The organism is [Clostridium] ammoniilyticum, from assembly GCF_025566905.1.
GTDB classification, from domain to species: Bacteria; Bacillota_I; Bacilli_A; order Erysipelotrichales; family Coprobacillaceae; genus Faecalibacillus; species Faecalibacillus intestinalis.
In genome coordinates, this window is record NZ_JAOQJR010000001.1 from 1 (window position 1) to 24,138 (window position 24,138).

The following is a 24,138-nucleotide window of genomic DNA, read 5'->3' on the forward strand; positions in this document are numbered from 1 at the left end:
ATATGCTGGTCTTCATGAAAATTCATTAGGAAAGACAGAATGCTGGTATGTCTTAGACTGTAAAGAAGATACAAAGATGGTTATGGGACATCATGCTAAAACAAAAGAAGAACTTGTAAAAGCTATTGAAAATGATGATTATGATCAATTATTAAATAAGTTTGATATCAAAAAAGGAGATTTCTTCTATATTCCAAGTGGAACGATCCATGCCATCTGTAAAGGATCTTTGATCTATGAAGCACAACAATCATCAGATATCACATATCGAGTATATGATTATCATCGAAAAGATAAGGATGGAAATGAAAGACAACTACATGTAAAACAATCCATCGATGTGACAACAGTACCTTATAAACCATATGATCTAGCTAAACAAGTAGAAGAAACAATAGAAAATGGAACAAGAAAAGAGCTTGTATCATCTAACTATTTAACATTAAATAAATATGATATGACAGGCTATAATAAAGTAAAGAATGATAAACCATTCCAACTTGTATCAATCATTGAAGGACAAGGAACAGTAGAAGGAAAAGAAGTGAAAAAAGGAGATCATTTTGTAGTTTGTTCAGATCAAAAAGAAGTTGATTTTGATGGAACAATGACAGTAATGATTTGTACATTATAATGAGATGTTATCATTGTAGTCATGAAATAAAAGATTCTGCTTTTGCTTATAAGGGTAGACAAGAATGTAAAGAATGTCATAGTATTTATCAAATCCATTTTCCTTCAGGAGTAGGATTTATTCCTATTGTGATTGCCTTTATACCGGCTTTATATATGGTAACAATTTTAAGATATGCATTTATTGTTGGACTTGCGGTCTTTGTTATCTTTTATTGGGCCATTGATATTATTATGAATAATATTTTAATTTATTTAGGTAAATATGAAATTGAAGAAATTGAATAAAACTTGTATTTAAAAAAATAAAGAGTATCATTAAATATGTAAATAGAAACAGGGGAGCTTGTATGCAGGCTGAGAGGAAGTCATCAAACTTCGACCCTTTAACCTGATATGGATAATGCCATCGTAGGAAGTCAACATTTCGATTTTTTTACAGGAGCATGTCTCCTGTTTTTTATTTAAAAAGAAGTATCCACATATGTGGCGGATTGAAGGGGAGCGCCTTGAATCTTGTATTAAGCGAAGGGAAGCTGTGTTCCAGCGTGAGAGGATACCACAAAGTATCGACCGAACTACCATAAAGTTATTTCATAAACGAAGTTTATGTTTTTGATGATGGGTAAGTTTGGTCATCTTCATATTTATGAAATAACTTGTAAAAAACAAGGAGAGAAAATATGTTAGAAGAAATGTTAAAAAATGTTAGAGAAAAAAGTCTACTCATTCACAATATTACAAATTATGTTACAGTCAATGATTGTGCTAATGTAGTTCTTGCATGTGGAGCATCACCAATTATGGCAGATGATCAAGAAGAAGTTGCTGAAATTACTTCGATTTGTACAGGACTTAATATTAATATTGGAACACTTAATATGCGAACGATTGAATCAATGGTCATTGCTGGGAAAAAAGCTAATGAACTTCATCATCCAGTTGTATTAGATCCTGTAGGAGTTGGAGCATCTACGTTAAGAACTCAAACAGCTTTAAAGTTATTAAAAGAAATTCAGTTTTCAGTTATTCGTGGAAATATTTCAGAAATCAAAACTTTAGCTTTAGGAAGTGGTACAACGAAGGGTGTTGATGCTAATCTTGCAGATAAAGTGACAGCAGAAAATATCCATGAAGTTGTCAGTTTTGCTCAAGAGTTTTCTAAAAAAACAGGGGCAGTTATCGCTATTACAGGAGCTATTGACTTAGTATGCAATGAAAATATTGCTTATGCTATTTATAATGGACATGAAATGATGTCTTCGATTACAGGAACAGGATGTCAATTATCAGCACTTACGGCTTCGTTTGTTTCCGCAAATCCTGATTATTTACTTGAAGCAACAGTTGCTGCAGTATGTACCATGGGTCTTGCTGGAGAAATCGCACATGAAAGATTAACAGCGTTAGATGGTAATGCAAGTTATCGAAATTATATTATTGATGCTATTTATAATATGACTCCTAAGCAATTACAAGAAGGATCTCAATATAAAAAAATCTAACTAGAGATGTGATTACTCTAAAATAATGAAAAGAGGAAGATTATGAAAACAACAGATAAGATGTTAGAAGCAACAAAAGAACTATGGAAATCTTATAATGAACATCCTTTTGTTAAAGGAATACAAGATGGTTCATTAGATAAAGATAAATTTAAATATTATATTATGCAAGATTATCTTTATTTAAAAGAATACGCTAAAGTTTTTGCGATTGGAGTTGCTAAAGCAAAAACTTTAGAAACAGCAAATCTTTTTGCTAAATATATTGCTGTAATGAATGGTGAATTAGATGTTCATAGTGGTTATATGGGAAAATTTAATGTAAGCCAAGAAGAAATAGATGATATGAAACCATCACTTGATAATTTATCTTATACCTCTTATATGCTACGTGTTGCTTATGAAGAAGGAGAAGCAGAAATCTTGGCAGCTATATTATCTTGTGCTTATAGTTATGAAGTTATTGCGAAAAAGATTGTTGAAAATAATCCAAATTCAATCAATGATGAATTTTATGGGGATTGGATCAAAGGCTATGCTTCTAATGAATATGCTAGTGGTAATATTATTTTAATAGAAACAATGAATCAACTTACTAAAGATTATACAGAAAAACAAATTCAACATCTTATTGATATCTTTGTAGTATGTTCAAGATATGAACTTGCATTTTGGCAAATGTCATGGGATAAAAGTTGTTAGTAAATAAAAAAATGAAAGAGACAAAACATCTTTCATTTTTTCATTATAAAGAAAAAGAAGGAGAATTATTCTCCTTCATAATTTTCAACGTTATGGTAGATTTTATCTACATCATCACAAGCATTTAAAAGATTCATTAATCTTTCAAATAATTCCATATCTTCACCTTCAAGAGATACATATTCTTGAGGTGTTGTAGCGATTTCTTCTACATCAAATTCAGCATTAGGACAAGCTGCTTCAATAGCATCTTTCATTTTATATAAATCAGTTGGTGCACCAGTCAATTCAATTGAACCATCTTCATGAGTTTCAATTTCTTGACAATCGGCTTCACCTTCCATTAAAGCTTCTAAAGTTTGTTCTTCATCTAATCCTTTAAAAGTTAAAATAGAATATGTATCATATAAATAAGATACTGAACCTTCATTTCCTAATTTAGCTTTAGATTTTGTAAATGCAGGACGTACTTGAGAAATAGTACGATTAATATTATCAGTTAAGCATTTAACAATAACAGTTGAACCACTTGGACCATATCCTTCAAATGTTTTTTCTTGATAATCTTCAGTAGCTCCACTTTTTACTTTATCAACTGCACGTTTAATAACGTCAGCAGGAACTTGTTCTTTTTTAGCTTTAGCAATAATTCTTCTTAATGCTAAGTTACCATCTGGATCAGTACCACCAGCTTTAGCAGCTAAATAGATTTCTTTTCCATAACGAGAATATAATTTTGCTTTTGCTGCAGCAGTTTTTGCCATAGCAACTTTACGCACTTCATGTGCTCTACCCATAAAAAAGCCTCCTTAATTGTATGTAATCTCAATACTTGGTTATTATAGCGAATACATCGAGGTTTTTCAAGGTTTAATATAAATGACAAACGAGTTTTGTTCATGTATAATGAAAAAGCAAATGAGGGATAAAGATGGAAACAATTGTTATTATTGGAGCAGGTGCAAGTGGACTTGCATGTATGAATGAATTAGTAAAAACAAATAAATATAATATTATTGTCTTGGAACAATCTAATAAAGCAGCTAGAAAAATACTTGCTAGCGGTAATGGAAGATGTAATGTTTCAAATTTGAATATGGATATTAAGTACTATAATCATCAAGACCCTTTAATAGAAAAATTAATTAAAGAATTTGATGTCGTCAATTTTTTTAAACAACTTTCTTTAAAACTACGTTATGAAAAGAACCTTGTTTATCCATATTCACTTTCAAGTTTATCTGTTAAAAATGCTTTAATGAAAAATATGGATAATGTATCGTATATCGATAATTGTGAGGTTCTAGCAATAAAAAAAGCTAAAACATATGAAATTATTACGACTAATGGTCATTATCAAGCGGATAAAATAGTCATTGCGACAGGATCACCAGCCAGTCATTTATCAGGACAAAATAATTTAAAAATGTTAGAAAAAATGCATATTTCCATGATTCCATTTACACCAAGTCTTGTTCAAGTAAAAACAAAACCCGTTTTTAAAGCTTTAAAAGGACAAAGAGTAAAGGGAATTGCAATGCTTTATGATCAAAATCAATTGATTGAAAAACAAACAGGAGAAATCATGTTTACAGATTATGGTCTATCAGGTATTTGTGTTATGCAATTATCTAGATATTTAGAGCATTTAAAAAATCCAAAACTTGTTTTAAATTTATTGCCTGATATTGAAAAAGAAGAATTTCAACACTATGGTTTGGAAGGATTCTTTCATGAAAAAATAGTTCAGGTTTTTAAAGATAAAAATATTGATCCTCAACATATAGAAATAAAGATTCTTGATACCATGTCAATTGAAAAAGCACAAGTTTGTCATGGAGGCGTTTCTTTAAAAGAAGTAGATGAAAATTTACAACTTAAGAAATATCCAGGCATTTATGTTTGTGGAGAAGCTTTGGATGTTGATGGTGATTGTGGAGGTTACAATTTACATTTTGCTTTTGCAAGTGGTGTACATGTGGCAAAATCGATAAAGAAATAAAAGAGTAGTAAATGTGTTTTAAATAGAAATGTTATAATGAATATATAAGTGGAAAAACTATATTTACCAAATAATAAGGAGCTAACTATGGAAAGTCAAGAAAAGCACAATATAGAATGGAAATCAGTTTGGAAAGATGAATATTTAGTTGGTATATGTGCGTTTGCCAATGCACAAGGTGGTAAATTTTTTATTGGTATAGATGATAATGGTAAAATTATTGGTGTGGAAAATTCAAAAAAATTATTAGAATCCTTACCAAGTAAAATAAGAGATGCTATGGGAATCGTAGTAGATATTAATTTATGTAAAGAAAATAATTTGGAATATATAGAAATAGATGTTCCGTCTTATCCAATAGCTATATCTTGTAAAGGAAACTATTATTTTAGAAGTGGGAGTACATCACAAAAGTTGACAGGTATTGAATTAGAAAGTTTTATTTTACGTAAAAGAGGAGCAACTTGGGATAACGTTCCACACCCATTAGTAAAAATAGAAGATTTAGATCAAAACGCTATTCAAAAGTTTAAAGAACTTGCAATTCGTAAAAAAAGAATAGATGATACGATTTTAGAAGAAGATACGGAAACATTATTAGATAAACTTCATTTGATAAATAATGGTTATCTTACAAATGCTGCCTTACTTTTGTTTTCAAAAGATCCAGAGAGATATTTTACAGGTGCTTTTATAAAAGTAGGATTTTTTGAAACAGATGCTGATTTAATTTATCAAGATGAAGTAAGAGGATCACTTTTTGAACAAATTGACAAAGTTATAGAACTTATTTTTTTTAAATATATGAAAGCTAAGATTTCATATGATGGACTTCAAAGAGTTGAAGAATACTTTGTAAGTGAAGCAAGTATGAGAGAAGCTATATTAAATGCTATTGTTCATAAACAATATGAATCTGGTGTACCAATACAAATAAGTGTTTATAAAGATAAACTCTATATTACAAATGTTGGAAAGCTTCCAGATCATTGGACAGAAGAAACTCTTTATCAAAAACATGGCTCTAAGCCCTATAATCCTAATATTGCACATGTTTTCTATTTAGCAGGACATATTGAGTCATGGGGAAGAGGTATAGAAAAAATATTTGATTCATGTATAGAAAATGATTTACCAATGCCAAAATATTATATTAATCCTACGGATATTATGATTGAATTTGATGCACCTCAAAGATTGGTGATTGATAACTTTTCAAAGGTGACTAATAGGGTGAACGATAGGGTGAACGATAGGGTGAACGATAGGGTGAACGATACAATGAATAAGATACTAGAATCCCTATATGATGATCCTGGATATACAATTACCGAACTTGCAAATATTATGAAAATGAGTAGAAAGAGTATTTCAAATAATATTAAAAAGTTAAAGGATTTAGGAATTATTGAAAGAGTTGGAAATAACAAAAAAGGATATTGGAAAATAAAGAGATAGGAGAATGTATGTTAAAAGTAAGTAATATTGCAGTTTCTTTAGATGAAAAAGATTATGCTAAAGTTATTGCGAATACATTAAATATAAGAAAATCACAAGTAAAGAATGTAAAGATTGCTAAAAAGGCAGTCGATGCAAGAAGAAAGAATAAAGTACATTTTAATATGGGCTTTACTTTTGAATATGTCGATGAAGATCAATTATTAAAAACACATAGTAAACAAGTAAGTAAAGTTAAAGAATATCATTATGACAAGTTAACACCAAATAATCAAACAATTATGGTTGTTGGAAGTGGGCCAGCAGGATTATTCTGTGCCTATAATTTAGCGCGTAGTGGGCAAAAGGTAATCTTGATTGAACAAGGTAAATGTGTTGATGAAAGAAAAAAAGACATTGATACTTATTTAGAAACAGGTAAGTTAAATACTCAAAGTAATGTTCAATTTGGAGAAGGAGGAGCAGGAACGTTCTCTGATGGAAAGTTGACGACAGGTATTAAGGATTATCGTAAACAATTTGTATTGAATACTTTTTATGAACATGGTGCAAGTGAAGATATTCTTTATTTAAATAAACCACATTTAGGAACAGATGTTTTAATTAATGTGGTTAAAAATATTAGAAAAGATATTGAAAAATGTGGAGATGTTCGTTTTGAAACAAAATTAGTAGATATCATTATTGAAGATAATCAATTAAAAGAAGTTGTTTTAGAAAATAATGAAGGAACATATAAAGAAAAAGTAGATCAACTGGTATTGGCTATTGGTCATAGTGCGAGAAAAACATATGAAATGCTTTATCAAAAACAATTAGAAATTTCTCAAAAAGCTTTTGCAGTAGGAATGCGTATTGAACACAGTCAAGAATTTATTAATAAAAGCCAATATGGAAAATTCTATGATCATCCTGCATTAAAAGCGGCTGATTATAAATTGGCGGTGCATACAAGTCAAAAAAGAGGAGTCTATACTTTCTGTATGTGTCCTGGTGGTTATGTCATGAATGCAGCCAGTGAAGAAAAAAGACTGGTTGTTAACGGTATGTCTAATTACAAACGTGATAATAAATACGCTAATAGTGCTATCTTAGTCAATGTGACACCTGATGATTTTGGTAGTTCACATCCTCTTGCTGGGATGTATTTTCAAAGAAAATTGGAAGAAAAAGCTTTTGAACTCGGTGGAAGTGATTATTCAATACCTGTTCAAAAAGTAGAAGATTATTTAGAAAATAAAGAAGGTATTGAAAATATTGAAACAAGTTTAAAAAGAGTTAAAAATGCTAATCTCAATGCATTACTTCCTGAAACCTTGAATATAAATTTAAAAGAAGGACTTCTTTTAATGAATAATAAGATTAATGGATTTACAAGTAATGCCACATTACTTGGTGTTGAATCAAGAAGTTCTGCACCAATCCGTTTTTATCGAGATGAAAATATGGAAAGTAATATTAAAGGGATTTATCCAATTGGCGAAGGTGCTGGATATGCTGGAGGTATTATGTCAAGTGCAATTGATGGTTTGAAATGTAGTGAGGTATTACTCAAAGGAGAGAGATAATGTGTCATTATTTGAACTTGTTGTTATTTCAATTTCATTAGCGATGGATGCTTTTACTGTTTCGATGATGTATGGTATTTCTATGCCAAAAGGAAATATTAAGAAACAAAGCTTCATTGCTTTTTATTTTGGCTTTTTTCAGGCATTGATGCCTTTTTTAGGATATCATTTAGGATGTGTATTTTCAAAAAAGATACAAGCCTATGATCATTATATCGCTTTTATCTTTTTAATGATTGTTGGCATCAATATGTTAAAAGATGCTTTTAGTGAAGAAGAAACAAATTATAATTTTAAATTATTAGATTTAACAATTCTTGCTTTTGCAACAAGTATTGATGCTTTTGCTATTGGTATGACTTTTGCTTTTTTAGAAGTAGCTATTTATCAAGCTTTATTGATTATAGGAATTATTACTTTTCTATTATGTTTGTTTGCTTTACAAATTGGACGTTATTTAAACAATAAGTTTCAAAATAAGGCACTTATTTTTGGGGGCATTGTTTTGATTTTAATTGCTTTTAAAACATTGTTGGAGCATCTCTTTTGAAAAAAGTATATAATGAAATAGGTGACAAGTATGAAAGAAGAAGAAAAAATTATAAAAAATACTATAAAGAGAACAAAAGAATATGATCGAACACTTTCTCCCTATGCTTGTAAAACAAGTGAATGCCAAAAATTAAGAAAAGAAGAAAGTGAACATGAAGAATTTGATATTCGTTGGCCTTTTGAAGAAGATATTGATCGTATTTTATATTGTAAATCTTATCAACGTTACACAGATAAAACACAGGCTCTTTCATTTTTTCAAAGTGCCCATATTTCTAAACGTTCAATCCATGTTCAATGGGTTTCACGTATTGCCAGACAAATAGGAAAAGGTTTGAATTTAAATTTAGATTTAATTGAAGCGGCTGCTTTAGGACATGATTTAGGACATGCTCCTTATGGTCATGTAGGAGAAAGAGCGTTGAATGAAAAACTACAAGAAAAAGGTTTTGGATATTTTTGTCATAATGCTAATAGTGTACGAAATATTCTTTATTTAGAAAGAAATGGGAAAGGCTATAATGTTTCTTTACAAGTCTTAGATGCTATTTTGTGTCATAATGGTGAAATGCTTTCTAAAAAATATGAACCAGATCGTAAAAAAACAAAAAAACAATTCTTACAAGAGTATCATGATTGTTGGCATAAAGAAAATGCCAGTCTTGAGTTAAAACCAATGACTTTAGAAGGATGTGTGGTTCGTATTTCAGATGTGATTTCTTATATTGGAAAAGATATTGAAGATGCTATGAGTGTAGGTATCTTACAAAAGAAAGATCTTCCTGAAAATGTAGTAAAAGTATTAGGAGATAATAATAAATCAATTATGAATAAATTAATTGGTGATTTGATGATTCATAGTTATCAAAAACCATATTTACGTTTTTCTCATGAAGTCTTTGAAGCATTATCATCCCTACTTTCCTTTTTAGGAGAAAAAGTCCATCATCATCCTGTTCTTGAAAAAGAAAATGCTAAACTTTCAAGAATGGTTAAAGAACTCTTTGATGTTTATTTAGAAGAATTGGAAAATAATGATCAAGATTCGAATATTGTTAAGTTTAAAAATAAGATGGTAGAAAATTATCAAAATATGCCCAATCCTTTGATTGTTTCTGATTATTTATCAATGATGACGGATACTTATGTTTTAAATGATTATGAAAGAAAGTTTTTACCAATTCTTCATGGTGAAAAACTTTAATAATTATTTTATTTGGTGTAAAATATAAATATACAGGAGGGATGGCTTATGAAATTAATTATTGCTATCGTAAATTCTGATGATAGTTCATCAGTACAAGCCGCACTTACAGAAGAAGGATACTTCGTTACAAAATTATCAACAACAGGTGGATTCTTAAAGAAAGGAAATACAACATTCTTTATTGGAACAAATGATGATAAAGTTGAACATGCTGTAGGTATTATTAAAGAAAATTCTAAAAAACGTGTAGAAAAAGAACCTACTGTTCCACCTACTGAAATGGGAGAATTCTTTACTCCAATCATGGTAGATGTACTTGTTGGTGGAGCAACAGTTTTTGTATTAGATATTGAACAATTTGAAAAATTTTAGAAAAAGGACATTGTCCTTTTTTTTTAATCCTTTATAATATTTGTGGGTGAAATTATGTCTATCAAATTATTAAATGAAAAAAGAATGGATGAATTAATACAATTTATCCATCAAGAAGAAATAACAAAAGAATATTTAAAACAAAATCAAAAGATTATTTACATCAATGAAAATCAAAATATCAATGGGGTTATTATTTTTGATGTTATCAAAAATGAAATAGAACTTTGTTTAGGAACTGATGAAATTAAACAACAATTAATAGCAGTCATTAAAAAAATAGCTCTAAAAGATATCGTTTATCAAAATAAAATCATACAAATAAAAACAAAAAAACAATTTAAACACTATGAAGAAGTCTATGACTTTATTCATCAACAAAAAGATCGTGTCTATAGTTTAGATAACTTTAAAAAATATATGCAAGAATTTTATAATATCCAACATGCTTTAAAATGTATCCATGTTTGTGGAACAAATGGGAAAGGTTCGACTGTTAATTACATGAAAGAAGTTTTAAAAAAACAGGGGTATATTGTAGGAACTTTTACTTCACCAGCACTTATTTCTAGGTTAGATGTCGTACGTATCAATGATGAATGGATCAAGGAACAATTTATTGTTGATGTTGCTAATAGATATGTGGATAATTGGTTAAAGTATGAGATTTCTTTATTTGAAATAGAAGTTTTTATTTCTATTCTTTATTTTATTTATCAAGGAGTCGACTATGCTATTTATGAAGTTGGTTTAGGTGGAGAATTAGATGCAACGAATATTATTTTACCAATGGTTTGTGTTAATACGAATATTGGTTTAGATCATATGGATTATTTAGGTGATAGCTATGAAAGTATTGCTAGAGCGAAAGCGGGAATTATTAAAGATCATGTTGATTTTATTACCGGAGAACATAAACAAGAATGTGTTGATATTTTTAGAGATACTTGTGAAAAACGTCATAGTCATTTGATTCGTTTAGATCGTATTCATGATTTACAAGATGGTGAAAATGTTAAATATACATATAAGGATTATAATATTGTTTTAAATACACCAGCTCTTTATCAAATTGAAAATAGTGCTTTAGCATTAGAAACCTTATTATATTTAAAGGAACATCATTTTATTGAATTAGATGAATCTTCAATTGTTGAAGGTTTATTTGAAGCTAAGTGGGCAGGACGTTTTGAAATCATAAGTGAAAAACCACTGATTATTTTAGATGGGGCCCATAATCGAGAAGGTGTTGATGAGCTCTATCGTTCTGCACGTAAATTACATAATTTAAAAATCATCTTTTCAGCATTAAGAGATAAAGATACGGACTATATGATTGAAAGATTATTAGATTTGACGTATGATATAACCGTCTGTGAATTTAAACATCCACGTAGTCAAAGTGCAAAATTATTAGCAGGGGACTATCCGGTAAAAATTGAACCGGACTTTAGAAAAGCTTTAGACGATATTTATTTACAAGAAGGAACATTTTTGATTACGGGATCATTGTATTTTATTTCTGAAGTAAGGAAATACTTATTACAAAAGATTCATAGCAAATAATAAAGAAGGAGGAGTCTACTTTTAGTAGCAATTGTGTACGGTTTTATATCGGAATTAACGCCCGTGGACTAGCAAGAGGACGAAGCGGGAAAGCATATGTACGGTTTTATATCGGAATTAACGCCCATGGACTAGAAAGAGGACGAAGTGGGAAAAAACATATGTACGGTTTCTTACCGGAATTAACGCCTGTGGACTTATAAGAGGACGAAGCAGGAACAATTGGTTTTTTTAAGTAGCAATCAAACGATGATTCAAATTATTTTAGGGGTTATTATTGTTTCGATTGGGATATTTGTTTTTTATAAATATCCAATGAAAAGCGATGTGCGACAAATGACATTGGGGGCTTTATTTGTCATTCTAGCTATTATTTTAAAAAGGTTAGCTGTGATGGTACCTTTTCTTGGCTTTCCAAGTTTAAAAATTACATTAGAGGTATTACCTTTAATCGTTGCTGGTTTAACATTACAACCAGGGTATTGTTTTATAGTTTCTATTGCCACAGATTTTCTAGGTCTTGTTCTAGCAAATGCTGGAGGATTTCCTTTCTTAGGATTTACTTTAAATGCGGTTTTACAAACTGAAATACCATGTCTATTAAAGATTTATTTAAATGAAAAAAATGAAAGATTATTAGAAAGAATTGTAAAAATAGTAATGGTCATTATTTCGTTACTAGGATGTCTTTATGTTTTTAAAATCAATGAAGTTAATATTTCAGGATCTTCATATCAAGTAACATTACCAATTAAATTTACAATCTTTGTCATCATTGCAGCAATGCTTACTATTCTCTTTATTTTTATAAGATATTATAAAAATAAACTCAAAGAAAAAGATTTACACTTATTTCATTTAAGTATTCTATCAGTTGTGGCTATTGAACTAACAGTAACGATGTTTTTAACACCATATTGGTTACAAACAATGTATGGAATACCATTCTTTGCATCACAATTTGTAAGAATTTTAAAATCATGTGTGATGATACCTGTAGGTATTATCATTGTATATACAATGAATCGAATGATTCAAAAAGTTATTAGATAAAGTTTTGGATATTGTCCAAAGCTTTTTTCTTGACTTTTTTTCTTTATATGAATATTGTTAGTATGCTAATAGTTAGGATGCTAACATAGGAGGTATTATGAAGACACCATTTTATTTGATGTTGTTTAAAACACAACATGCTCAAAGTAAAAAGAATCGAGAAACGATGGATGAGTATCATCTATCACCAGGACAACCTAAGGTTTTGAGGTATTTAAATGCTCATCAAGACTGTAAATTAAAAGATATTGCGGATGAATGCGATATTGAAAGTGCTACTGTCAGTAAGATGATTGATAACTTAGAGAAAAAGGAAATGTTGACAAGAGAGATCAATCCTAAAAATAAAAGAGCTTATCAATTAAATATTACAGAATATGGAAAAGAGTCTTTAAAAAAATGGAATGCTCACTGTATTGAAATTGAAAATATTTCTTTGAAAGATTTTAGTGAGGAAGAAAAGGAACAATTTGAAGATTTTTTAAATCGTATGTATAAAAATCTGACAAATAAAGAATTATAGGGGGAGTTATTTTATGATTAAACGTTTAATACCATTTGCGAAAAAATATAAAAAAGCGTTTATTCTAGCGTTTTTATGTGTTGTAGGAGAAACGGTCTTTGAATTAGTTATTCCAGTATTGATGGCTAATATTATTGATATTGGAGTAGCTCAAAAAGATCAACATTATATTATTATGCAAGGTGTTTTAATGGCAGTTTGCGCTTTAATTGCTTTAGTATTAGGAATCCTTTATTCACGTTATGCAGCTGTTGCTGGTCAAGGGGTTGGTTTTGAAATAAGAAAAACTGAATTTGAAAAAGTACAAAACTTTTCTTTTTCAAATACAGATCATTTTTCAACCTCTTCTTTAATTACACGACTTACAAGTGATGTGACGATTATTCAAAATGCTATTTGTAATGGTTTTAGACCACTTGTAAGAGCACCATTTATGTTTTCAATGGCTTTATTTTTATCAATTAAGATGAATGCCAAACTTGCTTTGATTTTTATTGTCGTTGCACCTATTTTAGGAATTGGTTTATTTTTTATTGTTAAAACAGTCGGACCATTATTTCGCTTTATGCAAAGTAATGTCGATGAAGTCAATACAGTTGTTCAAGAAAACTTAATTGCGATTCGTACAGTAAAAGCTTATGTTAAAAGTGATTATGAAAACGAAAAGTTTGAAAAAATCAATCAAGAACTTAGAACTCATAGTGAAAAAGCTTTTCGTTATTCAGTACTCAACATGCCTTTATTTCAATATATGATGTATACCACAATCGTTTGTATTCTTTTCTTTGGAAGTCAAATGATCTTTGATGGTGAAATGAAAGTTGGGCAACTTACCGGATTTTTAAGTTATGTCTTACAAATTCTAAATGCATTAATGATGATTTCAAATGTTTTCTTAATGTTGACTCGTTCACTTGCAAGTTGTAAACGTATTGTAGATGTTTTAGATGAAGTGAATAATTTACATGATCCAATTGATCCAATAATTGAAATGAATCAAGGTGAAATTGAATTTAAAAATGTTTCATTTAAATATAAAGAAAGTGCTCAAGAAAATGTTTTAAGTAATATTAATTTACATATTGAACCAGGTTCTACAGTAGGTATCTTAGGAGGAACAGGTTCAGCTAAAACAAGTTTAGTTCAATTGATTGCTCGTCTTTATGATGTAAGTGAAGGAGAAATATTGATTGATGGACATAATGTCAAAGATTATTCCTTAGAATATTTAAGAGATCAAGTAGGAATGGTTTTACAAAAAAATACTTTATTTTCTGGAACAGTGAAAGAAAATCTTTTATGGGGAAATAAAGAAGCCAGTGATGAAGAAATTAAATGGGCTTGTAAACAAGCTTGTGTGGATGAATTTATTGAAAACTTTCCAGAAGGTTATGATACGTATCTAGAACAAGGTGGTGTCAATGTTTCTGGTGGACAAAAACAACGTTTATGTATTGCTAGAGCATTATTGAAACATCCTAAAATTCTTATTTTAGATGATTCAACAAGTGCAGTTGATACAGCGACAGAAGCAAGTATTAAAGAAGCTTTAGCTTCTTTAAAAGGAACAACAAATATTATTATAGCTCAACGTATTTCTTCACTTCAACATGCTAATCAAATCATTATCTTAGATAATGGAAAAATTCATGCAATTGGAAATCATGAAGAGTTATTAAAGAATGATGAAATTTATCAAGAAATCTATGATTCTCAATTGAAAGGAGTTGATTTATAATGGCTAGACAACTTACAAATGCGAAACCAAAAAATATGAAAAAGACGCTTTCATCTTTTAAGAAATATATTGGTAATCATAAATACGCTTTTGTTTTTATTGGATTGCTTGTTATTCTTTCGACTTCGATTAGTTTATGGGGGACTTATCAAATTAAAACAGTCGTTAATCGTTATGTTTTAAAAAATGATTATCATGGACTCGTTTCATTTATTATTTTAATGGCGATTGTTTATTTTATAGGAGCTACTGCTACAGCTATTTATAAACAATTAATGGTACATACTGCTCAAAGTATTGTCCAAGAATTAAGAAATGATTTATTTGCGAAAATGCAAAAATTACCTATTTCTTATTTTGATGGACACCCTCATGGAGAAATCATGAGTCGCTTTACCAACGATTTAGATACGATTCAAGATGCTTTAAATAACTGTTTTGATACATTGATTCAAAGTTTTATTATGATTGTGGGAACACTTATTTTAATCTTTGTATTAAGTTGGAAATTATCCTTGATTGTATTTGCTTGTATGATCTTAATGTATTTTTTAATTCAATATTTAAGTCAAAGAAGTAAAAAATACTTTAAGAAACAACAAAATGCGATGGGTTATTTAAATGGTTTCATTGAAGAAATGGTTGATGGTATCAAAGTTGTTAAAGTCTTTAACCATGAAAAAGAAAACTCAATTGAATTTGATTATCGAAACCAAGAACTTTATGATTCAGCAGTAGAAGCATTAACTTATTCAGGAAGAACAATACCAACTGTTGTTTCTATTTCTTATTTCAACTATGCTCTTGTCGCAAGTATCGGTGGTTTATTTGCTATTAATGGTATTATGGATCTAGGAAGTTTATCATCTTATCTTGTCTTTGTAAGACAAACAGCAATGCCTATTAATCAATTTACACAACAATTAAACTTTATTCTTGCTGCCATGGCAGGTGCCGAAAGAATCTTTGATTTAATGAATGAAAGTGAAGAAGTTGATGAAGGGAAAGTGACATTAACACAAGTAGAAATCTTAGAAGATGGTTCAATGCAAGAAAGTGACCATTATACAGGATATTGGGCTTGGAGACATCCAAGAGACAATGGCATTGAACTTGTTGAATTAAAAGGAGATGTTCGTTTCCATGATGTTGTTTTTGGTTACAATGAAACACATCCAATTTTAAAAGATATTAATCTTTTTGCAAAACCGGGACAAAAAATTGCTTTTGTTGGAAGTACAGGGGCTGGGAAAACAACGATCATTAACTTAATTAATCGTTTCTATGATATTACGAAAGGGTCAATTACTTATGATGGTATTGATGTAAAATTGATTAAAAAAGATGATTTAAGAAAATCGATTTCTATTGTTTTACAGGACACTCATTTATTTACGGGAACTATTGCGGATAATATTCGTTATGGAAAACTTGATGCAAGTGATGAAGAAGTTATTGAAGCCGCTAAACTAGCTAATGCAGATAGCTTTATTAGAAGATTACCAAATGGTTATCAAACAATGCTTTCTAGTGATGGAACAAATCTTTCACAAGGGCAAAGACAACTCTTAGCGATTGCTAGAGCAGCTATTTGTAATCCACCTGTATTGATTTTAGATGAAGCAACAAGTTCGATTGATACCCGTACTGAAAAGTTGATTGAAAAAGGAATGGATCGTTTAATGGAAAATAGAACAGTTTTCGTGATTGCTCATCGTCTATCTACAGTTAGAAATTCTGATGCCATCATGGTCTTAGATCATGGACAAATTATTGAACGTGGTAGTCATGATGAATTGCTTGAAAAGAAAGGACGTTATTATCAACTTTATACAGGACAATTTGAATTAGATTAAAAAATTCTTACATCATTTTTGATTTTTTGTTATAATGCTTTTGTAAAAATGATGTGTAGCTAAATGCGTAAGTCCAATCTATTTGGAGATTGGTACTTGCGCATTTTTTTATACAAAAAAGGAGGAAATGATGGAAAAAAATAAGATGGCCGTAGTGCCTTTAAAAAAATTATTTTTGAAAATGGGATTACCAATGATCATATCAATGGTTTTACAAGCTCTCTATAATGTTATAGATAGTATATTTATAACAAACATGGGAAGTGATGGAGTTATTGCTAATCAAGCCTTAACTTTAGCTTTTCCTATTCAATTATTAATTATCGCTATTGGTGTAGGAACCGGTGTTGGTATTAATGCTTTATTATCTAAAAGTTTAGGTGAACAAAATAAAGATAAAGTTAATAAGATTGCCGGAACAGGAATCTTTTTAAGTATTTGTATTTATGTTGTTTTCTTAGTGTTTGGATTATTTGGGTCAGAAAAATTTATAAGATTGTTTGCTGGAAGTAATCAAAAGGTTATTGAAATGGGAACAACCTATCTTAAAATTTGTTGTTGTTTTTCTTATGGTTCTATTGGTTTTACCGTCTATGAAAGATTTCTACAATCAACAGGTAAAACACACTTTTCAACAATTGCTCAAATATCAGGAGCACTTACAAATATTGTTTTAGATTATATCTTTATTTATCCTATGAAGATGGGCGTTGCGGGAGCCGCTTTAGCAACAATTATTGGACAATTTGTTTCTTTATTTGTAGCAATGTATTTTCATTATTATAAAAATAAAGAAATTAATGGAAATATTTGTTATATCAAAGCGAATGCTTCTCTAATTAAAGGAATCTATATGATTGGTGCTTCAGCTGCTTTAATGCAATGTTTACTTGCAGTGATGATGGCAGGAATGAATGCTATATTAGGATTAGCTCAAGTTGATCCAGCTATTTTAATTGGTTCTTTTGGTATTTACTATAAGATCCAACAAATTGCTTTATTTTCAGCATTTGGATTGTCTAATACAATTATTTCCATTTTATCTTTTAATTATGGAATGAAAGATAGAAAAAGAATAGATGAATGTATTAAGTTTGGTATTGTTGATACAATCATTGTTTCTTTAATGATTACTTTATTATTTGAACTTCTTGCTCATCCATTATCACAATTATTTGGATTATCAGGAAGTACACAAGAAATGATTGATATTTGTAGTACAGCTTTACATATAGCAAGTCTGGGATTTGTTTTTATGGGTATTTCTGTCGCGATTCAAGGTGTTTTACAATCTATTGGTTATGCCATTAGACCTTTAATTATTGCTTTACTTCGCTTGGTTATTTTTGTATTTCCAATAGCCTACTTCTTTACTTTAACAGAAAATGTAACAACGCTTGTTTGGTGGACATTTCCAATTTCTGAATTGTTGACAGTTATTGTTTCACTTATTATCTTGAAAAAATCATATAATGAAAGAATAAGTCCTATTAAAAATGAAAGTATAACAAATAATTTAGTAATTGCTATTTCAAGAGAACATGGCACAAATGGAAAAGAAATTGCGAGACAAGTCGCTAAAGAATTAAACATTGAATTTTATGATAAAGAAAGAATCAAAGAATTTGCTCTTAAACATGGATTTGTAAGTAATAAAGAAAGTGAAGATTATATTTATAGTCAATTCTTATCATTAGACATCAATAAAAATTCAATTATTCTTTTATCAAATGTTATTAAAGAAATTGCTAAGAAAGGAAATTGTGTTATTGTTGGAAGAGCTGCAGATTATATTTTAAAAGAAGATGAAAAATTAGTAAGAATCTTCTTATATGCTCCTTTAGAATATCGTCTAAATAAAGTAATGGAAATTTATCATGATAGTCATGAGGATGCTCTTCGATATATTCATAAATCGGATCATTCTAGAAAAAGTTATTATGAAGTTATTTCTAATAAAATATGGGGTGATAAATCAAACTATGATTTATGTTTAGATTGTAAATTAGGGAATGAAACAATCAAAGATATTATTTGTAACTATGTTAAATCTTTAAATAAATAAAGAAGTCTTTCAAAAAATGAAAAGACTTCTTTTCTTTTAAAGATATTCTATATAATGTCTTTTACATAGGGAGGGCTTATATGAGTAAATTAAGAGATCATTATTTATTTCATGCAGGTATTTCATGTTTTTTTTATTTAGGGTATGGTGCCTTTACAGTTGTTTTATCAATGTATTGTCAAGATATAGGAATGTCAGCCTCACAAATTGCTTACATTGTATCCTTTGCACCACTTTTATCTATTGCAACTCAACCATTTTTTGGATACTTGGCAGATAAGTGGCAATCACCAAGAAAAGTATCTATTTTATTATCATTTGCAAATATTGTTTGCATGTTTATTTTTGCAATTAGTCGTAATTTTTGGATTTTACTTTTATCATCAGGTCTAGCAGTATCTTTTATGAATGCTGTTACTCCTTTAACAGATCGTATTGGTGTTTCTTCACCTTATCAATTTGGTAAGATTCGTTTATGGGGTTCTGTAGGTTATGCCATTATGGCACAAGTCAGTGGACTTTTATATCAATATATTTCACCATTTGCGAACTTCATAGCTGGTATTTTAGGAACATTAATTACCATTATTTGTATTTATATGGTTTCTGATCCAAAGCTTTCAGAAGTTCCTGAAAAAGAAGAAAATAAATTATCGACAGTTGTTGTTATGAAAGAGCTTGTTCATAATATACCATTTATGCTCTTTCTAGTGATTTCCTTTTTCTTTTGGGGAGCATGCTCCACAAACTTTAACTATTTATCATTATTTATTAAATCTCAAGGTGGAACAGCTTCACAAGTAGGAACCTACCAACTTTTTGCGACATTATTTGAAATTCCGATGATTCTAGCAACAGACTATATCATTAAAAAGATACCTTATCGTTATATCATGATGTTTGCGATTATCATGTCAATGATCAATTTTGCATGGTATGCAACTTTACCTTCTGTTAATATGATTATTTATGTTTTTGTATTTAAAGGTTTTTCTACTGTACTCTTTACGATGATTACTGTAAGATTAGTAATGGTTTTAGTAAAAGAAGAATATGTCTCTACAGCCTATGGAATTCAAGCTATGCTTGGTAAAGGCGTAGGTGCAATGCTTTTCCAATTAATTGGAGGTAGAATTATTGATTCCATAGGAATGAATGGTTTCTATTTATTCTTATTTGCAGGAATTACGATTGCTTTTGTAGTGACACTTTTCTTTAGAATGCCTAAGAAAGTGAGAGTGTAGTATGTTAGAATTAAATGCTGTTATTTTTGATATGGATGGTTTGATGATTGATACAGAACCTGTAGGAAAGATGTTAGTGAAAACATCTCATGAAAGGTTTGGTTATGAAATTACTGAAGATATGTTTTATCATTTGATTGGTACAAATGAAAAGACATCAAAAGCTTATTATCATAGTGTTTTTGGTGAAGATTATCCTTATCAAAAGATTAAAGATTATCGAGATCAATTAAGAAAAGAATATTTTAATAGTCATCCTTTAGAAGTAAAAAAAGGTTTATATGATTTATTAGAAGATTTAAAAAAGAAAAATATTAAAATGGCAGTGGCTTCTTCAACACGTTATGAACGTGTTTTATCTAATTTAAAGAGTATTAAAGTTGATCATTATTTTGATGCCATTATTGGTGGTGACCAAATCCAACATGGGAAGCCAGCCCCAGATATTTTTTTAAAAGCAGTTGAGTTACTAGGGGTAAGTAAAGAAGATGCCCTTGTTTTAGAAGATAGTAAAAATGGAATTTTAGCAGCACATGCAGGAAATATTCCTGTTATTTGTATTCCTGATTTGATTCATCATTCTAAAGATATTCTTGATTTAACTGTAGGATGTTATGATTCTCTTGATCAATTAATAGATGTTATTGTTAAAAAAGATGACAAAGCATAATATAGAACCCGTTTATAATCAAGATTCTAGGATTCTTATTCTAGGATCTTTTCCATCTGTTAAATCAAGAGAAGCTAAGTTTTTTTATCATCATCCTCAAAATCGTTTTTGGAAAGTTTTAGCTGCTTTATTTCAAGAAGAAGTTCCACAAACAATTGAAGAGAAGAAAACTTTTTTACTTAGAAATCATCTTGCTTTATGGGATGTTATTGAAAGTTGTGAAATTAAAGGATCAAGTGATGCGAGTATTACGAATGTTAAAGTCAATGATTTAGATTTAATTGTTAAAAATTGTCCTGTTGAAAAAATCATTACTAATGGCAAAGCTGCCAATCGTTATTATCATCAATATTTTGATTATAATTTACCCGTTATTCAATTACCTTCTACTTCACCAGCGAATGCCATGTATTCACTTGAAAAATTAATTGAGAAATGGAAGGTGATTTTATGGAAAGAGATTTAACTCAAGGAAAGATAGGAAAATCTATTTTATTATTTTCTATTTCGATGATTTTAGGAAATTTATTACAATAATTTTATAATATAGTTGATACTTATATTGTAGGAAAATATATTGGTAGTAATGCATAAGCTGCTGTTGGATCAAGTTATACATTAATGACATTTCTAACTTCTATTATTATTGGTTTATGTATGGGAAGTGGTATTTTCAATGTATTTTGGAGCTAAAAAATATGAAAAGATGAAAATGTCATTGATTCTAACAATTGTTTCACTTGGAACAAGAGTTCTTCTAGCCTACTTATTAGCGCCTTCATTTGGTGTAGAAATGATTTGGTGGGCAATTGTTATTGGATGGATTTTAGCGGATACAATTGGTATTGTATATGGTATAAAAATAGAAAAATGGTTCAAGTAAAAAATACTGCTTTTGCAGTATTTTTTATTAGCTATTTTGACTAGACAAGTGTATAATAATCTTTACCGTATGTGTCTGCTTAGCATTATTTGGTATGATACGTAAGCGTTTACTAAAGGAGCTCACTATGAAATATTTACAAAGATTAGGTAAATCACTCATGTTACCTGTTTCAATCATGCCTATAGCAGCACTACTTAAAGGAATTGGGTATTGGATTGATCCTACTGGATGGGGTATACATAACCCAATTGCTGCTTTACTCATTGCTGCTGGTGGAGCAATTATAGATAACCTTCCCATTTTATTTGCGATAGCTGTTGCCATGGAAATGTCTAAAAAAAGAGATACAGCAATAGTGTTAAGTGCTCTTGCTTGTTATATGATGATGACAACAATTCTATCATCTAAATGTATCGCATTAATGTTACAAATTCCAGAATATGCTGTGGATTTAGCTTTTCATAATACGCAAAGTGCTTTTATTGGTATTTTGGTAGGTTTGATTGTGGCTATTTCTTTTCAAAAGTTTGATCAAAAAAGATTACCTCAGTTTTTAGCTTTTTTTGATGGAAAGAGATTTGCTTCCATTATTTCTATAGGAATTACACTTTTGATATCTTTAATATTTATTGATATTTGGCCAATGTGTTATCACTTTTTTATTTGGTTTGGAAAAGAAATCGCTAATTTTGGACCTATAAGTGCAGGAATCTATGGTGTTTTAAATCGTTTATTGATTCCAACAGGCTTACATCATGCCCTCAATTCTGTATTTTGGTTTGATGTTACTGGTATTAATGATATTGGAAAATTCTGGGGAACAATTTCCGGTGGTGTTAAAGGTGTAACAGGAATGTATCAAGCGGGATTTTTCCCAGTAATGATGTTTGGTCTTCCTGGAGCTGCTCTAGCTATGTATCGTTGTGCTAGAAAAGAGAATAAGAAAAAAGTAGGTGCTATCTTATTTTCAGCTGCTTTGGCTTCATTTTTTACAGGTGTGACTGAACCTCTTGAGTTTGCTTTTATGTTTGTAGCACCAACACTTTATTTTATCCATGCTTTACTTACAGGATTGATGCTTTTTATTGCAGCAACTTTTAAATGGATGGCAGGGTTTGGTTTTTCTGCAGGACTTATAGATTATGTTTTAAGTTTTAAATCACCATTTGCTAATAATATTTTATTTTTAATTCCTTTAGGAATTCTATGCGGATTGATTTATTACATTGTTTTTAGAGTATTGATTACACGTTATAATATTATGACACCTGGAAGAGAAGAGAATGAGGTAAAGAAAGTAGAGAAAGTCGAAAATAATTTTGATGAAATTGCTATTCAATTATTTGAAGCATTAGGTGGTAAAAAGAATATTATAAGTGTTGATCATTGTATTACGCGTTTACGTGTAGAAGTTAAAGATATCTCACTAATAGATAAACAGACTCTATCAAAGATGAATTTTTCTCATATTGTTGAATCAAGTGAGCATGAAATACAAATCATTATAGGAACTGAAGTTCAATTTATTGCTGAAATATTAAATGAAATACTAATGTAGGAGAAATGAAATTGAAGATTATAAAAATATTTAATAATAATAGTATTGCTGCTTTATCTGATGAATTAGGGGATATTATTTTAACAGGATCAGGAATCGGCTTTCAAAAAAAGATAGGTGATTTAGTTGATGAATCACGGATTGAAAAAACGTATATCTTTAAAGAAAAAGTTGAAAAGCGTATACGTAGAGGAATCAATGATATTGAACCTATTTATTATGAGATTACTAGTTTATTAGTAAGCAAAGCAACAGAACAATTGAATACCCAATTTTATGGGGAAATCTTTCTAGCAATTAGTGATCATATTGCTTTTGCTATTAAACGAAAAAAAGAAAAAATTGATTTACCTAATGTTGTTTTATCGGAAACGAAAGCAATTTATAAAAATGAATATCAATTAGGTTTATGGACAATAAAACTTATTAAAGAAAAAATAGGTATACAGTTAGAAGAAGCTGAAGCGAGATATATAGCTTTACATTTAGTGAATTTTTCTACTAAGAATAGTTCACAAAATACTTCTAAAATTGTTAACTTTGTAAGAGATGTCATTGAAGTGATTGAACAGACAATGAATGTTCAATTAGAATTAGATTCAATTAATTATGCAAGATTATCAACACATCTTAAATTTTTAGCTGAAAGAGTTTTTCGTAATGATGTTGAAAATAATATTGATACGACAGAAAATATTAGAGATATGCTAAAAGAAAATATACGCTTATCCTTATGCATTAATCGAATAAAAAAACGAATAGAAAATAAATATCATTATCTATTAACTCCAGATGAACAGACATATCTATGTATACATATTAAAAAGAATTGTCATATTTAAAATGTAAGCGTTTGACAATAGAGGTATTTTTTTGTTATTGTATAGACAAGGGTTGTTACTTTAAGTAGGCAAGACCAGATATATTAACGGCATTTTTGAATGTTGTTTTTATGTTTGGTCTTTTCTTTTTAAAGAGAA

At 29.4% G+C, this 24,138-nt stretch carries 23 protein-coding genes and 1 riboswitch; of the genes, 22 read left to right on the forward strand and 1 reads right to left on the reverse strand.

The genetic code is table 11. The annotated features are described in order from the left end of the window. The 4 genes from manA to tenA form a co-directional block, all read left to right on the forward strand. Positions 1–634 (forward strand): mannose-6-phosphate isomerase, class I (gene manA, locus OCV55_RS00005; protein ID WP_147579439.1); only part of this gene is annotated, 634 nt, incomplete at its 5' end. Beyond that, positions 634–921: a hypothetical protein gene (locus tag OCV55_RS00010; RefSeq protein WP_032090643.1), complete on the forward strand. Its 288-nt coding sequence runs from the start codon at positions 634–636 to the stop codon at positions 919–921. The genes manA and OCV55_RS00010, both read left to right, overlap by 1 nt. A 40-nt stretch (positions 922–961) precedes the next feature. Then, positions 962–1,068: riboswitch (TPP riboswitch) on the forward strand. Positions 1,069–1,316: 248 nt separating this feature from the next. Next, the gene (thiM, locus tag OCV55_RS00015) at positions 1,317–2,138 is read left to right on the forward strand and encodes a hydroxyethylthiazole kinase (protein ID WP_147579440.1); all 822 of its coding nucleotides are present in this window, start codon (positions 1,317–1,319) and stop codon (positions 2,136–2,138) included. 42 nt (positions 2,139–2,180) lie between these two features. Next, positions 2,181–2,840, forward strand: coding sequence for a thiaminase II (gene tenA, locus OCV55_RS00020; RefSeq protein ID WP_147579441.1), 660 nt, complete (start codon positions 2,181–2,183; stop codon positions 2,838–2,840). 65 nt (positions 2,841–2,905) lie between these two features. On the opposite strand, the gene OCV55_RS00025 is transcribed toward tenA, so the two are convergent. Next, the gene (locus OCV55_RS00025) at positions 2,906–3,637 is read right to left on the reverse strand and encodes a YebC/PmpR family DNA-binding transcriptional regulator (protein ID WP_032090637.1); all 732 of its coding nucleotides are present in this window, start codon (positions 3,635–3,637) and stop codon (positions 2,906–2,908) included. Positions 3,638–3,771: 134 nt separating this feature from the next. Here OCV55_RS00025 and OCV55_RS00030 point away from each other — a divergent pair, with 134 nt between their 5' ends. The 18 genes from OCV55_RS00030 to OCV55_RS00115 all read left to right on the forward strand — a co-directional run bounded on the left by OCV55_RS00030 (position 3,772) and on the right by OCV55_RS00115 (position 24,000). Next, positions 3,772–4,842: an NAD(P)/FAD-dependent oxidoreductase gene (locus OCV55_RS00030; RefSeq protein ID WP_147579442.1), complete on the forward strand. Its 1,071-nt coding sequence runs from the start codon at positions 3,772–3,774 to the stop codon at positions 4,840–4,842. A gap of 87 nt (positions 4,843–4,929) precedes the next feature. Continuing rightward, the gene (locus OCV55_RS00035; protein ID WP_147579443.1) at positions 4,930–6,300 is read left to right on the forward strand and encodes an ATP-binding protein; all 1,371 of its coding nucleotides are present in this window, start codon (positions 4,930–4,932) and stop codon (positions 6,298–6,300) included. A gap of 8 nt (positions 6,301–6,308) precedes the next feature. Next, the gene (locus OCV55_RS00040) at positions 6,309–7,868 is read left to right on the forward strand and encodes an NAD(P)/FAD-dependent oxidoreductase (RefSeq protein WP_147579444.1); all 1,560 of its coding nucleotides are present in this window, start codon (positions 6,309–6,311) and stop codon (positions 7,866–7,868) included. A gap of 1 nt (position 7,869) precedes the next feature. Beyond that, positions 7,870–8,418 (forward strand): manganese efflux pump MntP, encoded by a 549-nt coding sequence (locus OCV55_RS00045; protein ID WP_032090633.1) that lies wholly within the window; start codon positions 7,870–7,872, stop codon positions 8,416–8,418. 30 nt (positions 8,419–8,448) lie between these two features. Beyond that, entirely contained in the window at positions 8,449–9,624 is a 1,176-nt protein-coding gene (locus OCV55_RS00050; RefSeq protein ID WP_147579445.1) for an HD domain-containing protein, read from the forward strand. Positions 9,625–9,672: 48 nt separating this feature from the next. Continuing rightward, positions 9,673–9,999, forward strand: a complete 327-nt coding sequence (locus OCV55_RS00055; RefSeq protein ID WP_022000754.1) for a cyclic-di-AMP receptor — start codon at positions 9,673–9,675, stop codon at positions 9,997–9,999. Positions 10,000–10,053: 54 nt separating this feature from the next. Then, positions 10,054–11,565, forward strand: coding sequence for a bifunctional folylpolyglutamate synthase/dihydrofolate synthase (locus OCV55_RS00060; protein ID WP_052010937.1), 1,512 nt, complete (start codon positions 10,054–10,056; stop codon positions 11,563–11,565). 222 nt (positions 11,566–11,787) lie between these two features. Beyond that, a complete protein-coding gene (locus OCV55_RS00065) occupies positions 11,788–12,618 on the forward strand; it encodes a folate family ECF transporter S component (RefSeq protein ID WP_267309742.1) in 831 nt (276 codons plus the stop codon). Positions 12,619–12,715: 97 nt separating this feature from the next. After that, entirely contained in the window at positions 12,716–13,141 is a 426-nt protein-coding gene (locus tag OCV55_RS00070) for a MarR family winged helix-turn-helix transcriptional regulator (protein WP_117827013.1), read from the forward strand. A gap of 13 nt (positions 13,142–13,154) precedes the next feature. After that, on the forward strand, positions 13,155–14,879 hold the full coding sequence (locus OCV55_RS00075) for an ABC transporter ATP-binding protein (RefSeq protein WP_147579446.1): 1,725 nt from the start codon (positions 13,155–13,157) through the stop codon (positions 14,877–14,879). Next, positions 14,879–16,735, forward strand: a complete 1,857-nt coding sequence (locus tag OCV55_RS00080) for an ABC transporter ATP-binding protein (protein ID WP_147579447.1) — start codon at positions 14,879–14,881, stop codon at positions 16,733–16,735. The genes OCV55_RS00075 and OCV55_RS00080 overlap by 1 nt, the downstream gene beginning before the upstream one ends. 130 nt (positions 16,736–16,865) lie before the next feature. Further along, positions 16,866–18,800: an MATE family efflux transporter gene (locus OCV55_RS00085; RefSeq protein WP_175301630.1), complete on the forward strand. Its 1,935-nt coding sequence runs from the start codon at positions 16,866–16,868 to the stop codon at positions 18,798–18,800. An 80-nt stretch (positions 18,801–18,880) separates the two neighbouring features. Continuing rightward, on the forward strand, positions 18,881–20,044 hold the full coding sequence (locus tag OCV55_RS00090; protein WP_032090627.1) for an MFS transporter: 1,164 nt from the start codon (positions 18,881–18,883) through the stop codon (positions 20,042–20,044). A gap of 1 nt (position 20,045) precedes the next feature. Next, on the forward strand, positions 20,046–20,714 hold the full coding sequence (locus OCV55_RS00095; protein ID WP_032090626.1) for an HAD family hydrolase: 669 nt from the start codon (positions 20,046–20,048) through the stop codon (positions 20,712–20,714). Next, positions 20,701–21,180, forward strand: coding sequence for a DNA-deoxyinosine glycosylase (locus OCV55_RS00100; RefSeq protein ID WP_119364354.1), 480 nt, complete (start codon positions 20,701–20,703; stop codon positions 21,178–21,180). The genes OCV55_RS00095 and OCV55_RS00100 overlap by 14 nt, the downstream gene beginning before the upstream one ends. Positions 21,181–21,390: 210 nt before the next feature. Beyond that, positions 21,391–21,597 carry a hypothetical protein gene (locus tag OCV55_RS00105; protein ID WP_199596391.1) on the forward strand — a complete coding sequence of 69 codons (207 nt, stop codon included), beginning with the start codon at positions 21,391–21,393 and terminating at the stop codon, positions 21,595–21,597. A 127-nt stretch (positions 21,598–21,724) separates the two neighbouring features. Further along, positions 21,725–23,158 (forward strand): N-acetylglucosamine-specific PTS transporter subunit IIBC, encoded by a 1,434-nt coding sequence (gene nagE / locus OCV55_RS00110; protein ID WP_032090624.1) that lies wholly within the window; start codon positions 21,725–21,727, stop codon positions 23,156–23,158. A gap of 5 nt (positions 23,159–23,163) precedes the next feature. Then, complete coding sequence (locus OCV55_RS00115; RefSeq protein ID WP_394802841.1) at positions 23,164–24,000, forward strand: PRD domain-containing protein; 837 nt, start codon at positions 23,164–23,166, stop codon at positions 23,998–24,000. Positions 24,001–24,138: the final 138 nt, after the last annotated feature.

Coding starts and splice junctions, on each gene's coding strand:
- OCV55_RS00010 (WP_032090643.1), top strand. CDS start 634: ATGAGATGTTATCATTGTAGTCATGAAATAAAAGATTCTGCTTTTGCT.
- thiM (WP_147579440.1), top strand. CDS start 1,317: ATGTTAGAAGAAATGTTAAAAAATGTTAGAGAAAAAAGTCTACTCATT.
- tenA (WP_147579441.1), top strand. CDS start 2,181: ATGAAAACAACAGATAAGATGTTAGAAGCAACAAAAGAACTATGGAAA.
- OCV55_RS00025 (WP_032090637.1), bottom strand. CDS start 3,637: ATGGGTAGAGCACATGAAGTGCGTAAAGTTGCTATGGCAAAAACTGCT.
- OCV55_RS00030 (WP_147579442.1), top strand. CDS start 3,772: ATGGAAACAATTGTTATTATTGGAGCAGGTGCAAGTGGACTTGCATGT.
- OCV55_RS00035 (WP_147579443.1), top strand. CDS start 4,930: ATGGAAAGTCAAGAAAAGCACAATATAGAATGGAAATCAGTTTGGAAA.
- OCV55_RS00040 (WP_147579444.1), top strand. CDS start 6,309: ATGTTAAAAGTAAGTAATATTGCAGTTTCTTTAGATGAAAAAGATTAT.
- OCV55_RS00050 (WP_147579445.1), top strand. CDS start 8,449: ATGAAAGAAGAAGAAAAAATTATAAAAAATACTATAAAGAGAACAAAA.
- OCV55_RS00055 (WP_022000754.1), top strand. CDS start 9,673: ATGAAATTAATTATTGCTATCGTAAATTCTGATGATAGTTCATCAGTA.
- OCV55_RS00060 (WP_052010937.1), top strand. CDS start 10,054: ATGTCTATCAAATTATTAAATGAAAAAAGAATGGATGAATTAATACAA.
- OCV55_RS00070 (WP_117827013.1), top strand. CDS start 12,716: ATGAAGACACCATTTTATTTGATGTTGTTTAAAACACAACATGCTCAA.
- OCV55_RS00075 (WP_147579446.1), top strand. CDS start 13,155: ATGATTAAACGTTTAATACCATTTGCGAAAAAATATAAAAAAGCGTTT.
- OCV55_RS00080 (WP_147579447.1), top strand. CDS start 14,879: ATGGCTAGACAACTTACAAATGCGAAACCAAAAAATATGAAAAAGACG.
- OCV55_RS00085 (WP_175301630.1), top strand. CDS start 16,866: ATGGAAAAAAATAAGATGGCCGTAGTGCCTTTAAAAAAATTATTTTTG.
- OCV55_RS00090 (WP_032090627.1), top strand. CDS start 18,881: ATGAGTAAATTAAGAGATCATTATTTATTTCATGCAGGTATTTCATGT.
- OCV55_RS00095 (WP_032090626.1), top strand. CDS start 20,046: ATGTTAGAATTAAATGCTGTTATTTTTGATATGGATGGTTTGATGATT.
- OCV55_RS00100 (WP_119364354.1), top strand. CDS start 20,701: ATGACAAAGCATAATATAGAACCCGTTTATAATCAAGATTCTAGGATT.
- OCV55_RS00105 (WP_199596391.1), top strand. CDS start 21,391: ATGTATTTTGGAGCTAAAAAATATGAAAAGATGAAAATGTCATTGATT.
- nagE (WP_032090624.1), top strand. CDS start 21,725: ATGAAATATTTACAAAGATTAGGTAAATCACTCATGTTACCTGTTTCA.
- OCV55_RS00115 (WP_394802841.1), top strand. CDS start 23,164: ATGAAATTGAAGATTATAAAAATATTTAATAATAATAGTATTGCTGCT.